This is a genomic window from Paraburkholderia fungorum (genome assembly GCF_003610895.1).
In the GTDB taxonomy this organism is placed as follows: Bacteria; Pseudomonadota; Gammaproteobacteria; order Burkholderiales; family Burkholderiaceae; genus Paraburkholderia; species Paraburkholderia fungorum_B.
This window is the reverse complement of sequence record NZ_MCAS01000047.1, coordinates 12629-25195: the sequence shown is the minus strand read 5'-3', so window position 1 is coordinate 25195 and position 12567 is coordinate 12629. Positions and strand designations below refer to the sequence as shown.

At 62.3% G+C, this 12567-nt stretch carries 15 protein-coding genes; 10 read left to right on the top strand and 5 right to left on the bottom strand.

Going from position 1 to position 12567, the window contains the following annotated elements; translation table 11 throughout:
* Positions 1–24: 24 nt before the first annotated feature.
* Positions 25–501, top strand: coding sequence for an OsmC family protein (locus BCY88_RS33000; RefSeq protein ID WP_120348311.1), 477 nt, complete (start codon positions 25–27; stop codon positions 499–501).
* 243 nt (positions 502–744) lie between these two features.
* Here BCY88_RS33000 and BCY88_RS32995 read toward each other — a convergent pair whose 3' ends face one another.
* Together BCY88_RS32995 and BCY88_RS32990 are read right to left on the bottom strand one after the other, a co-directional pair.
* Positions 745–978: a hypothetical protein gene (locus BCY88_RS32995; protein WP_120348310.1), complete on the bottom strand. Its 234-nt coding sequence runs from the start codon at positions 976–978 to the stop codon at positions 745–747.
* Between the two features lie 65 nt (positions 979–1043).
* Positions 1044–1511, bottom strand: coding sequence for an Lrp/AsnC family transcriptional regulator (locus BCY88_RS32990; protein ID WP_120348309.1), 468 nt, complete (start codon positions 1509–1511; stop codon positions 1044–1046).
* A gap of 155 nt (positions 1512–1666) precedes the next feature.
* Here BCY88_RS32990 and BCY88_RS32985 point away from each other — a divergent pair, with 155 nt between their 5' ends.
* The gene (locus BCY88_RS32985) at positions 1667–2296 is read left to right on the top strand and encodes a LysE family translocator (RefSeq protein ID WP_120348308.1); all 630 of its coding nucleotides are present in this window, start codon (positions 1667–1669) and stop codon (positions 2294–2296) included.
* A 180-nt stretch (positions 2297–2476) separates the two neighbouring features.
* Positions 2477–2797 (top strand): YnfA family protein, encoded by a 321-nt coding sequence (locus BCY88_RS32980; RefSeq protein ID WP_120348307.1) that lies wholly within the window; start codon positions 2477–2479, stop codon positions 2795–2797.
* 87 nt (positions 2798–2884) lie between these two features.
* Here the strand turns inward: BCY88_RS32980 and BCY88_RS32975 are convergent, their stop codons facing one another.
* Positions 2885–3394 (bottom strand): DUF1993 domain-containing protein, encoded by a 510-nt coding sequence (locus tag BCY88_RS32975; RefSeq protein ID WP_120348323.1) that lies wholly within the window; start codon positions 3392–3394, stop codon positions 2885–2887.
* 302 nt (positions 3395–3696) lie between these two features.
* Here BCY88_RS32975 and BCY88_RS32970 point away from each other — a divergent pair, with 302 nt between their 5' ends.
* From BCY88_RS32970 to BCY88_RS32950, 6 genes are all read left to right on the top strand, one after another.
* A complete protein-coding gene (locus BCY88_RS32970; protein WP_120348306.1) occupies positions 3697–5253 on the top strand; it encodes a S53 family peptidase in 1557 nt (518 codons plus the stop codon).
* 255 nt (positions 5254–5508) lie between these two features.
* Positions 5509–7167, top strand: a complete 1659-nt coding sequence (locus BCY88_RS32965) for a S10 family peptidase (protein WP_120348305.1) — start codon at positions 5509–5511, stop codon at positions 7165–7167.
* A 247-nt stretch (positions 7168–7414) separates the two neighbouring features.
* Positions 7415–8068: a hypothetical protein gene (locus BCY88_RS32960; RefSeq protein ID WP_120348304.1), complete on the top strand. Its 654-nt coding sequence runs from the start codon at positions 7415–7417 to the stop codon at positions 8066–8068.
* Positions 8069–8168: 100 nt separating this feature from the next.
* The gene (locus BCY88_RS32955) at positions 8169–8519 is read left to right on the top strand and encodes a hypothetical protein (protein ID WP_120348303.1); all 351 of its coding nucleotides are present in this window, start codon (positions 8169–8171) and stop codon (positions 8517–8519) included.
* Between the two features lie 304 nt (positions 8520–8823).
* Positions 8824–8970 carry a hypothetical protein gene (locus BCY88_RS39990; protein ID WP_183081508.1) on the top strand — a complete coding sequence of 49 codons (147 nt, stop codon included), beginning with the start codon at positions 8824–8826 and terminating at the stop codon, positions 8968–8970.
* Between the two features lie 5 nt (positions 8971–8975).
* On the top strand, positions 8976–9245 hold the full coding sequence (locus BCY88_RS32950; protein ID WP_120348302.1) for an RNA-binding protein: 270 nt from the start codon (positions 8976–8978) through the stop codon (positions 9243–9245).
* 140 nt (positions 9246–9385) lie between these two features.
* On the opposite strand, the gene nadE is transcribed toward BCY88_RS32950, so the two are convergent.
* Positions 9386–10246, bottom strand: a complete 861-nt coding sequence (gene nadE, locus BCY88_RS32945) for an ammonia-dependent NAD(+) synthetase (protein WP_120348301.1) — start codon at positions 10244–10246, stop codon at positions 9386–9388.
* 413 nt (positions 10247–10659) lie between these two features.
* On the opposite strand from nadE, the gene BCY88_RS32940 reads away from it, so the two are divergent.
* Entirely contained in the window at positions 10660–11670 is a 1011-nt protein-coding gene (locus BCY88_RS32940; protein ID WP_259461591.1) for a L,D-transpeptidase, read from the top strand.
* Between the two features lie 24 nt (positions 11671–11694).
* Here the strand turns inward: BCY88_RS32940 and BCY88_RS32935 are convergent, their stop codons facing one another.
* Entirely contained in the window at positions 11695–12567 is an 873-nt protein-coding gene (locus BCY88_RS32935) for a DMT family transporter (RefSeq protein WP_120348300.1), read from the bottom strand.

Genomic DNA, 12567 nt, shown 5'->3' with positions numbered 1-12567 from the left:
CGGGTCAACAACAAGGAGAGTGACATGGCGTACGGCGAGCACAAATACGCGGTATCGGTGCGGTGGACGGGCAACCGCGGCAGCGGCACCTCGGGATACCGTGAATATGGGCGGGACCACATCATCTCTGCGGGGAGCAAGCCTGACATTCCCGGATCATCAGACGCGGCGTTTCTCGGCGACGCGAAGCGGTGGAATCCGGAAGATCTGCTGGTCGCCTCGGCGTCTGCCTGCCACAAGCTCTGGTATCTGCATCTTTGCTCGGATGCGGGCATCGTCGTTCTGAGCTATCGCGACAATGCCGAAGGCACGATGCTCGATAGTCCGGAGCAGGGGCGTTTTTCGCAGATCGTTTTGCGCCCGCAGGTCGTTATTCAGGCAGGTGGCGATCTCGAACTCGCAGGGCATTTGCATCATGTGGCGCATGAGAAGTGCTATGTCGCGAACTCGGTCAACTTTCCGATTCTGTGTGAGCCGGAAATCACGAGAGATGAAGCGTGACCGACAGCGGAGTCGTGAGCGGCATCTGAAAGAGGGCGAGGGAGGCGCAACGCACTGATCGGCAAGGCAGTGCGGGGCGCGTACGAATTTGCGGGAGTCCACGCCCAGCGCATCGATACGCAACTAACGGTCAGGTCCGGTTCGCCACTCCGAATGACGCGATGGCCGCTTCGATGCAACTGAAGACCGCCATCGCTCGCGTACTACGCCGCAGCTACGCAGTGAATGGAGCAGCTATGCCACTCAGCGATTGCCGTCAAGCAGATCGCCGAGCAATTCGTCGAATGCGGCCTGGGCGTCTTCAAGTTCCTGCAATGCGGCGTCGAACGTTTGCAGCGCGAACTGCGAAGGCTGGCCGCTGCCGGCCGGCGGGAATTGCGATTGCAGCGACGCGAAGGCCGACTGCACCCGTTTGGTTGCGGTCAAGACGCGCTCCATCGCGGCAGTTTCTTCGGCTCTCGCCTTTTCGTGATCCATGAGAACTCCGTACTCGTCTGGTCGGCTCGCGCCGTATCAAATGCGTGACTATGCCATGTCCGCGTTCAGGACAGCGGCAACCCGCCGTTAGCCTTGACTTCCCGCAGCGACAAGGCCGATTCCACCGACGTCACGCCCGGCAGGCTGCGCATCTCGTCGCGCATGAAGGTGCCGTAGTCGTCGAGGTCGCGCGCCACCACCTGCAGAATGTAATCGGCGCTGCCCGACACGTTGTGGCAGGCCAGAATTCGCGGCATGGCCTGCACCTCGCGTTCGAAACGGGTAGCCACCGCGCGGTCGTGCACGGCAAAACGCACGTAGACGAACGCGACCACGCCGAGGCCGAGTGCGGAGCGCGACAGCATTGCGCGGTACTGGTCGATATAGCCTTCGTTTTCGAGGCGCTTGAGGCGGCGGGCGCAAGGCGTCTCGCTCAGGCCGACCATCTCGGCGAGCCGTGCATTCGACATGCGGCCGTCGTTCTGCAGCGCGGCGAGGATCGCGCGGTCCGTCTTGTCGAGGTCAGTTGTCATGGCTTTGGGACATTTACCGTGTGTTGGCGGAAAACCTGATGCGGGAGGGGAATATTAGCGTATTCCTCCAAAATTGAACCCCGTTCTCCTGTATTTCGCCAGCAAACCCTCCTTCGACGGTAGCAAGATAGAGCCCTTAAAAACAAGAGGCTTCCATGATTTCCGCACACCTTCTGATCGTCTATATCGCTGCGTTGTTTGTGGTCTACGCGGTGCCTGGGCCCGACATGGCACTGATTCTGCAGACCAGTATCGGACGTGGCGCGCGCAGCGGCTTCGCGGCGGCCGGTGGTCTCGGGTTGGCGAGGGCAACACACGTCACGCTGTCGGCATGCGGGGTAGCGGCGCTGTTACGCAGTGCGCCCTGGTTGTATGACGTGGTGCGCTACGGCGGCGCGGTTTATCTCGCGTGGGTCGGCGTCCAGATCTTCCGCTCACCCGTATTCGCGTTGCCTGAAGGCGGCACGGCCGGTGGCGAATCGCAGCCGCTGCGTGCCGCTTTCGTGAAGGGCCTGCTGACCAACCTGTTGAACCCGAAAGCGCTGCTGTTCTGCTCGGTGCTCCTGCCGCAGTTCGTGCGTCCCGAGGCCGGACCGGTGGCGCTGCAGATGATCGAGCTGGGTCTGGTGTTGCTCGCGATCGGCGCGTGTTTCGACGCCATGTACGCGATTGGCGCGGCGCGCATTGCCAGCTGGATGCGGGCTCATCCTCTCGCGCAAACACTGCAGCGCTGGACTTTCTCGGCAGCGTTGATCGGCTTTGCGTTGCGGCTTTCTCTGGATTGACTGCCGCACGTGCCAGACACCGGTACAGGGCGGCGCGAAGTTCATGACGGGTAGCGAATGGGGGCTTGATGCGGCGGCTGTGACACGTGCAATCCCGCATGCAAAGTGGTTGTGTTAATAAAACCGATAAACTGCCGCGCACAGTCTCGCGTCAACACAACTACTTGCTTCAACCTGTCGATGAAAACGTTTCTGCTTTATGCCGTGACCGCCATTGCCGAAATCGTCGGGTGCTATTTGCCCTGGCGCTGGCTGAAGGAGGGGAGCTCCATCTGGCTGCTGGTGCCCGGCGCGCTGAGTCTCGCCTTGTTCGCCTGGCTGCTGACGCTGCACGGCACCGCCGCAGGCCGCGTGTATGCGGCTTACGGCGGTGTGTACGTGGCGGTGGCGATCGCGTGGCTATGGTGCGTCGACAAGGTGCGCCCCACGCTGTGGGACGCGGCCGGTGTGGCATTCACACTGGCCGGCATGGCGATCATTGCATTCCAGCCGCGCGTTTGACGCGTTTCCTGCGAAGTTCACACCCGGGCATGTCGAGCCCACGTGTGTGCACGTGCTGCTTATGTGGCAATCGCGTGCCTGCACGTGTTATTTGATGCCGCCCAGATAATCGAGCTTGCCGAGTTCGACACCGTTGTGACGCAGAATGTCATACGCCGTCGTGACGTGAAAAAAGAAGTTCGGCAACACGAAACCGAGCAGATATGACAAGCCCGTGAACTCGATCGGGCCGCTGCGCATTTTCAGTGTGATCGGCCGTTCTTCCGATCCGTCGATCTGCTGCGCATTGAATTCCTTCAGGTAATCAATCGTCTTTTGAAGGCGGGCATCGAGTTCGTCGAACGTCTGCTCGACGTCGTCGTACTTCGGCGCTTCGACGCCGGCCAGACGGGCGGCGCAACCCTTCGCCGTGTCGCTGACGATATAGACCTGGCGCACCAGCGGCAGCATGTCCGGTGCGAGCCGTGCGCTCGTAAACACAGACGGGTCGATCTGTTTCTCGGCAGCGTGCGCCTCGGCTTTGCCGAGGATGACTTGCAGGTTGGTCATGCCGCGCACCAGCACGGGCAGTGACGCTTGATACATTGAAATTGACATGGGGTTCCTCTGATTCTTCGATCGTGCGCGCGGGTGGCGCGCGAGGCGTTGCGACGGCTGGATTGCCGCTTCAGCATCATAGCGCGGGTATTGCGCGATGCGCATTGATCCCCCCGGCGTTAGCCATTCGGACAACTGCCGCAGATACCGGAACTGTGTTCGAATGCATCGGTCGGATGGTTTGGCGAAGTTCTTGAAACATCAAGCCGCCGGGCGCGAGGCGGCGAGTTCGTGCAGGCGCGTGCCGTGCGTGGGGTCAACCCCGCGGCCCGTGCCGTCACGCTAACAGGAGAATCGACACCATGGTCAATAGACAACCGCTGCCGGGAAGCGAGCGAACGGCAGTGCAAGGTTCGACGGTCGTTGGGCAATGCGATCCGGCTGAACGGATCGAGGTTTTCGTGATACTGCGCCGTCAGCGGCAGGCGCAGTTCGACGCGCTGATGAGCAAGATCGAGGCAGGCGATCCAGGCGTCAAGCCTTTGTCGCGCGAGGCGTTTGCAAAAGAATACGGCGCCGCGCCGGAAGACATCGCGAAGGTCAAAGCCTTTGCCGTCGCACACGGCTTGACGGTGGTGCGGGAAGATCCGGCCGCGCGCCAGGTGCTGCTGGGCGGCACGATCGCGCAGTTCCAGACCGCGTTCGGCGTCAAACTCGAGCATTACCAGCATCACACGGCGGGTCAGTTCCGCGGCCGCACGGGCACGATCAGCGTGCCGGACGATCTGCACGGCATCGTGCAAGCCGTGCTCGGGCTCGATAACCGGCCGCAGGCGCGCCCGCACTTTCGCATCCGGCCGCCGTTTCAGCCGGCTAAAGGACATCAGGTTTCCTTCGCGCCACCGCAACTCGCTTCGCTGTATCAGTTTCCGCGGGGCGACGGCAGCGGCGAATGTGTCGGCATCATCGAGCTTGGGGGCGGCTACAACACGTCCGACCTCAAGACTTACTTTGCGAGCCTTGGCGTCGCTTCACCGAAAGTGACAGCGGTCGGCGTCGACGAGGGGAGCAATCAGCCGAGCGGCGACCCGAACGGGCCCGATGGCGAAGTCACGCTCGACATCGAAATCGTCGGCGCGATTGTGCCAGGCGCGACGATCGCGGTGTATTTCACGCAGAACAGCGACGCCGGTTTCATCGACGCGGTGAGCACCGCGGTGCATGACACGACCAACAAACCCACGGTCATCTCGATCAGTTGGGGCGGCCCGGAGTCGAACTGGACCAGCCAGTCGCTGCAGGCGTTCAACAACCTGCTGCAAACGGCGGCAGCCTTGGGTGTGACGGTTTGCGCGGCATCGGGCGACAGCGGTTCGAGCGACGGTTCGGGCAGTGATCAGGTCGATTTTCCGGCATCGAGTCCTTACGTGCTGGCATGCGGCGGCACGAGCCTGACGGCGTCGGGCACCTCGATCTCGCATGAGGTGGTGTGGAACGACGGCGCGCAAGGCGGCGCGAGCGGCGGCGGCGTGAGCCGGGCCTTTCCGGTTCCCGTGTGGCAACAAGGCTTGTCGGTTACGTCATCAAGCGGCGCAAAAAAGGCGCTCAGCGGGCGGGGCGTGCCGGACGTGGCCGGCGATGCATCGCCTGTTACCGGCTATAGCGTGTTGATCGACGGCACGCAGACGGTGGTCGGCGGCACCAGCGCGGTTGCGCCGCTGTGGGCGGCCTTGATTGCGCGGATCAACGCGGCGAAAGGGCAACCGGCTGGTTTTATCAATCCGAAACTGTATAAGGCGCCGGGCGCGTTTAACGACATTACCCAAGGCAACAACGGCAGCTTCGCCGCGTCGCCGGGCTGGGATGCGTGCACGGGGCTTGGCAGCCCCAATGGTCAGAAGGTGGCGGCCGCACTATAGTCTGAAGACTCGCGGATTGTTTCGGGTGGCGCCTCGCGCCTCGCGGATTGCCGGCCCAGGCGCCACCGGCTGTCCGCGTCGACCCCGCGGTGCGCCGCGTTCAGGTCGCGGGCGGTGCGGCGTGCGGTTTCAGGAGACGCTGGCAACGCAGGACACACAAGAGACATCAGGGTAACCAGGACGCATTGAGATACACCCAGGCACATCGAGACACACCAAGACAGATCAAGACGTTAACGAACCCATGGAGCGATCATGACGAACACCGAGTCAGCTTCCGTTAGTCCGCAGTCGTCACACAACACACATGCTTCGCCCGCCACGGCCGCCGGGGCGTCGCACAAAACAGGCGATCAGCCGTTCTTCGATCCGGTTGCTTATGGTAACGGGCCGGACGACTCCGTCACCGACACTACTGAAGCCGCTGCGATTACGCATCATTCGACTACGATCGGCGGCCAGAAAATCAATTACACGGCGACAGTGGGCCACCTCGTGATCGTCGATCCGAGCAGCTCGCAGCCTGAAGCCAAAATGTTCTACGTCGCGTTCACGCAGGACAACCAGAAGGAGGAAACGCGCCCGGTAACGTTCTTCTACAACGGCGGCCCGGGTTCGTCTTCGGTGTTCGTGCTGCTGGGCTCGTTCGCGCCGCGCCGTATCAAGACCTCGATGCCGGGCTTCACGCCGCCCGCACCGTACTCGATGGAAGACAACCCGGACAGTCTGCTCGACAAGAGCGACCTCGTTTTCATCAATCCGGTCGGCACGGGCTACTCGGCGGCCATTGCGCCGAAGACGAACCGCGCCTTCTGGGGTGTCGACCAGGACGCGGACTCGATCAAACAGTTCATCAAACGCTTTCTCACCAAGAACAATCGCTGGAATTCGCCGAAGTACCTGTATGGCGAGTCTTATGGCACGGCACGCAGTTGCGTGCTGGCGTACCGGCTGCATGAAGACGGCGTCGATCTGAACGGCATCACGCTGCAATCGTCGATTCTCGACTACACGCAGGCCGGCAACCCGGTCGGCGCGCTGCCCACGGCCTCAGCGGATGCGTGGTATCACAAGAAACTCGGCATCGCGCCGCGGCCCACCGACCTCGGCACGTTTGCCGAAGAGGTCGCGCAATTCGCGCGCACCGACTATCTGGCGGCGCTGCGCAAATTTCCGACGACGGATTCAGCCACTGTCGAAAAACTCAGCGAGTACACCGGGATCGACAAAACTACCTTGCTCGCCTGGAGCATCGACATCGCGTCGTACGACAGCCGCGGCAATTCGCTGTTCTTGACCACGCTGCTGAAAGCGCAGGGTCTCGCGCTTGGCGAGTACGACGGCCGCGTGACGGCGATCAACACTGGCATTGCGGGCAAGATCGACCCGAATTCGGGCGGCAACGATCCGACCATGACCGCGGTGACGGGCGTCTATACGACGATGTGGAACGTGTATCTGAATGAGCAGTTGAAGTACACGTCGAATTCGGCGTTCACGGACCTCAACGATCAGGCATTCCAGTATTGGGACTTCAGCCACATCGATCCGACCGGCGCGCAGAAGGGGCTCGACGCCAAGGGCAACGTCATTCTGTACACCGCCGGCGATCTTGCCGCCGTGATGGCGCTCAACCCCGACCTGAAGGTTTTGTCGGCGAACGGTTTCTTCGATTACGTCACGCCGTTCTATCAGACCGTGATCGATCTGCAGCAAATGCCGCTTGTTAGTCAGCAGGTCCGGCAGAATCTGTCGGCGCGTTTTTATCCGTCGGGACATATGGTGTATCTCGACGGCGGCTCGCGCACCGCGCTCAAAGCGGATCTGTCCAAGATGTATGACGCAACCGTGTCCAATACTCAGGCGCTCGGGCGTATTCGTGCCTTGCAGGCTCGGGTGGCGAAACCCGGTTGAGGTGGCCTGCCGCCGGCGCTTTGGGTGGCCGGCATGCAGGCAGCGGCGTTGTCTTTGCCCTGCGATCCGGCGCTGTCTTGCATCGCGCATTCACGCCGGGCAAGACAGCGCCGGCAACCCTTTGTGAGCGCATCGAGGTGCATCCTCGCCCGATTGCGCATGTACGCCTTTTCACACACGAATATTGAATGTGTTTTAATTGACCTGCGAATTGAACTATTGCGCGCCGTTACCGGCGCGCCGACGAATGAACGCAGGCATTGCAGACAGGCGTTGCATCACCCATTGCAGCGACGCAACCAGCAGGGCATATCAGGCAATCCAGTCGACGCTCACGCGCCGGTGCGGCGCCGCGCGTCCTGCGCGCAAGATGCGTTTCGCGATTCTGTTCGGCTGCACTGTCGTACTCGCATTGCGCGTCGGTCAAGTCTGGGCTCAGGATGCGGCGATGCTCGATGAGCGCGTCACGCAGGAGTCAATCGGCGAAACGATTTGCCGACCCGGCTATGCGGACACGGTCGCTCCACCGTTCGATCAACTGATGGCTCACAAGGACCGCATGCTGGCCGCGCGCGGCATCGATGCCGACAACGGTCCGGCTTTCGCACTGGACAGGCGCGTGCCCGTTGTACTCGGCGGCTCGCCAAACGCTGCCTCCAATCTCGATCTTCTGCCGTGGGCAGGCCCGCAGGGTGAGCGTCGCAAGGCGCGCGCCGCGGTCATGCTCAAACGCTGCGTTTGTGAAGGGAAGCTGAGCCTCGCTGAGGCGCAAGCGGCGATTGTCGGCAACTGGTCGGTGGTCTACTCGGGATTCAGCCAGGCGTCTTGCGATGTGAGCCGTCTCGACGTCGCGACTGGCGACAGCAACGGCCGGGGCGATGGTCGCGACAGCGCGCCATGAGGCCGCCTGCCTCCGCCCATGTTGGCCTGGTTGTTCATTCGCGTGTATTCAGTCGTGCCGCCAGCAGTGCGCTGCTTCAACTTACTCCCGGAGAATCACCATGACCCACTCACGCCTTGCCACACTGGCGCTTACTTGCGGCTGTCTGTTCGGCAGCGCCACAGTGCTTGCCGCCGAACCCGCGCGCTGCGGCAGCGCCGAGCCGCTGCTGATTCGCGGCGACGTGCCCGCGGCAATCAGTTTCGACGTGTACCGGCAACTGCGACCGCTGAGCGCGCAGCGCGTCGCGCTGTTCCAGGCGGCCGGCGAGGTGAAGCACCTGCCGGACGGCTTGCCGGTGTGTGAAATCGCCGACGATGGCGTCGACGATCCGTCCGCCGTACTGGTGCATGTCCCGCAGGGCAAGAATGCATGGTGGGTGAGCGCGGCCAACGTGCAAAAAGCGGACTGATCCGTGCGATCAGTCCGCCTTTTGCGTACGTCCCCCGCAGGATGCCGGCGACGATGCGTATCACGGCCCGGTTCGCGGCCCGGTTTTTGCGCCCAGCGTCCGCGTCTGGCGCGTGTGCCGTGACTGCGTCACTGAATGAACATGTGTTTTGCTGTTTTTACCGCTGCTTATTCAGGTACAGTGCGCAGGTACAGTGCATTAACGGAAGTTTTAAAGTCCGTCTTTTATGACATTGTGTCGCATCGCTTTTGTTGTCGATTGTGGCTATCCTGAAAACAGGACGAAATTCGAAGGGGAGATTTAAATGATTGCCTTCTATCTGTCATTGGCTGCTTTGGCTGCGGCCGGCGCTGCATTGATCCGCCAACTCGCGGCGGCTCAGGCGAAACAGCGCGCTGCGTTGCGCCCGGTGCGGGTGCATGCCGCGGATCGTAGCGGGCGTCGAGGGTAGGCGGCATGAACCTGATCGTGCGCAATATCGCGGAATCGTGCAGCGCGCAGGAAGTGCGGGAATTCCTCAAACGTGAGCTCGGGCATTATGCGAAAAACGTCGAGGTGGTCGACGCCGGCAAACCTGGCGCTTATGCCACCGTCGAACTGGACGCGAACGTGCCCTATGTGGGCGAAGTGATTGCGCGGCAGATTCAGGGCAAGCATTTAGGCGGTCTGGCGCTCGAGGCGAGCGCCGATCTGTTCAGCGACGACACGTCGCCGCCCGCGCACTGAGCGCCTCCCAATTCACCGCGTTTGCTGAACACTTAAGCTGGGAAGAATGCACTGCGTGCGGCGCATTTGTCATGCGCATCCTCCCCGCGCTTAAGGGTCTTTACAGCGTGTCTTTACGGCGTGTCTTTACATCGCTTCTTTCATGCCCCGCCTGTCTTCACCGGACAATCGAACGGCGTGTAGGGCAACGCCCGTTTGTGCCGCGTGACATCGTAGAAACGCAGGATCGTCTCGCGCGCGGCGGCGCTCACCGGCTTGCCTTCCAGAAAATCGTCGATGTCGTCGTACGGGATGCCGTATGCGTCCTCGTCCGGCCGCAGTGGGCGCAGCATTTCGAGGTCGGCGGTCGGCACCTTGTGCGCTAGCGCTTCGGGTGCGCCCAAGGCTTTGGATAGTGCACGCACACGACGCTTGTTCAGGCCGGTGAGCGGCAACACATCGGCGCCACCATCGCCGAATTTCGTGAAAAATCCCATCACCGACTCGGCCGCATGGTCTGTGCCGATCACCACGCCCGCGCGCGCGCCGGCTACCGCGTATTGCGCGATCATGCGCTGCCGCGCCTTGATATTGCCGTGGATGAAATCCTGCTGTGCGTCGTCGTTGAATCGCACGCCGCTATTACCCAGCGCGGCGAGCATTGCGTCGGCGGCGGGTTGGATGTCGATGGTGAGATTTTCGTCCGCGCGAATGAAGTTCAGGGCCTGCTGCGCGTCGGCCTCATCTTTTTGCACGCCGTACGGCAAACGGATCGCGACGAAACGCGCGTCGTAATGTTCGGCGCGCAGCCGTTCCACCGCGAGTTGTGCAAGCCGCCCGGCAGTAGTCGAATCGACGCCGCCGCTAATGCCGAGAACATAGGTTTTCAGGCCGCTAGCGCGCAGATAATTCGCCAGAAAAGCGACCCGCCGCTCGATTTCCTGTGCGGCGTCGAACTCGGCGGCGATGTGCATTTCCGCCACAATGCTTGCCTGGCGTGCGCTTGAGTCTTGTTGCGTCATGTTCCTCTTTTCTCCATATGCGGTGGCGCGAGTGTCGGCGATGAACGCTCACGCGGATGGCACGAGTGGCGCCCGCGAACGGCGTGGTTCCGCGGGCATGATGTGACAAATCGGTCTCGCGGTTTTATTGCAAATATCGACGTTAAATTTACTTTGAGCAGCTTTTAAACTGCTGCGCGGATTGCTGGATATTGACGGTCAATACAGTGATATGGGTGAACTGGCCGATTCTTCATCGACAGGGGCCAGTGTGCTTAGTAACATCCTGGTTCCAGGCGCCGCATGAGCCGGCGAGCAATCAATAATAATCAGGTTTGCTCAAATACGCGATGAACTACCTCAATTGGCCTCGCCAGGCTGCACCGGACCGTAGCACTTCCGCATCGGTAGATCGTCTAACTCAAATGGTGTGTATGTCGGATTTACTCTCTGTGTCGCGTTTCGCGCGCGCAGTTCATGCCGCGCGCTATCTGACGCGCGCGTCTGCGGCCGCTTTTTGTGCGCTGTCATGGAGCGTCGCGATTGCGGCGTCGGGCACGGCTCCAGCCTCGGGTACGCAGTCCGTGCGGGCCCCGGCATCCGTGGCGGCGAGGCGTGCGGCAGTTGCCGTCGACGCATCGGCCGTTGCCGCACCCGACGCGGCCGGCGTGGTTGATCCGCGTCGTGCGTTCCTGCTGCGGGATGTGTTCGCGCAAGACGTGACACGTCGGCTGAAAGTACCGGCCGCAGAGCAGCGCGCCTATGCCGATCGCCTGCAAACCGCATTGAACGAGCACATGCTCGGCAATCTGTCGGGTGAGTATGTCGTGATGGTGGACCGTAACGCCAACGTTCAGGCGCTGTTCATCTATTTCCGGGCAGTCCCTTCGGATAGCTGGCAGATGATCGGCGCGGCGCCGGTTTCAACGGGCCGGCCCGGCGAGTACGACCACTTCATCACGCCGCTCGGCGTGTTCGAACATACTCCATCTAACATGGATTTCCGCTCGGAAGGTACGCTGAACGAGAACCACATTCGCGGCTACGGCAAGCGCGACATGCGGATCTTCGATCTCGGCTGGGCTCAGGGCGAACGGGGTTGGGGCAAGGGCGGCATGTCGCAGATGCGTTTCCAGATGCACGCCACCGACCCGGACCGCCTCGAGCCGCTGCTCGGGATTCGCCATTCGAAGGGGTGCGTGCGGATTCCCGCGTCGCTGAATGCCTTTATCGACCATTACGGCATTCTCGACGCCGAATATGCCGCGCTCGTCGAATCCGGCAAATCGCTGTGGGTGTTGAAAAGCGACCGTCAGGTGACGCCATGGGCGGGGCGCTACATCGTCGTGGTGGATTCCGAGCGCAAGAGCCGGCCGGCCTGGGCTCCGGCCCCGGGCAGCAAGGTGCGCGCAAAAGTGCCGGCCGGCGCCGACACGGCGGATTGACCCGCGGGCGCGCCGATCAAACCATCACGAGCGCGCCAGCAGCACACCCACCAGCGCCACCCCGAATCCGGCGATCTGCACCGGCAGCAGCGTTTCGCCGAAGCCGACATAGCCTTCGAGCGCGGCGAGCGGCGGCGCGAGAAACATCAGCGCGGTGGCGCGTGCAGCATCGCCGCGCCTGACCATCCACACCAGCAAAGTGACGCTGATTCCCGACAGCATCACGATGCCCCATAGAAGCGCCCCCCACAAAGTGGCTGATGCAATCCAGCGATGCTCACCGAGCGCCAGTGCAAGAATCGCCGCAACCACTGCCGCGCCGAAATTCTGCACCGCGCTGGCACTGCGAATATCGGCTTTCGCCAGCGACGTTTTCTGAAACAGCGTGCCCGCAGTGATCGCGCCGACCGCGACGATCGAGATGAACACGACCAGCCACGGCGGCGCGTTACCGTGTTGGGCGGACGGCGCGGCCGCGGCGAGTTTCGGTTCGAGCACCAGCATGACGCCGGCGAGGCCGAGCGCCATGCCGGTCCAGCCGCGCTTCGACAGACGTTCGCCAAACAGTGGCGCTGCAACGGCTGCCGTTGCGAGCGGCTGCAGCGCGCCGAGCAGTGCCATCACCCCGGCGCTCAAGCCCTGCGCGACGGCCCAGTAGCCCGCGCCGAGGTAGACGCCCTGCAGCAGCGCGCCCGCGAGCAGGTGCTTGCCGAGATCGCGGCCGCTCGGCCACACGGCGCGTGCGGCGAATGCGGCAAGCGCGAATATCAGCGCGGTGCCGCCAAAGCGCGCGAGCAGGAACAGATTGGGATCGGCATAGGGCGTGATCGCCCGGGCGACCACGAAACCGGTCGACCACAACACGACGAAGACGGCGGCGATTGAGGAAACAAGCAT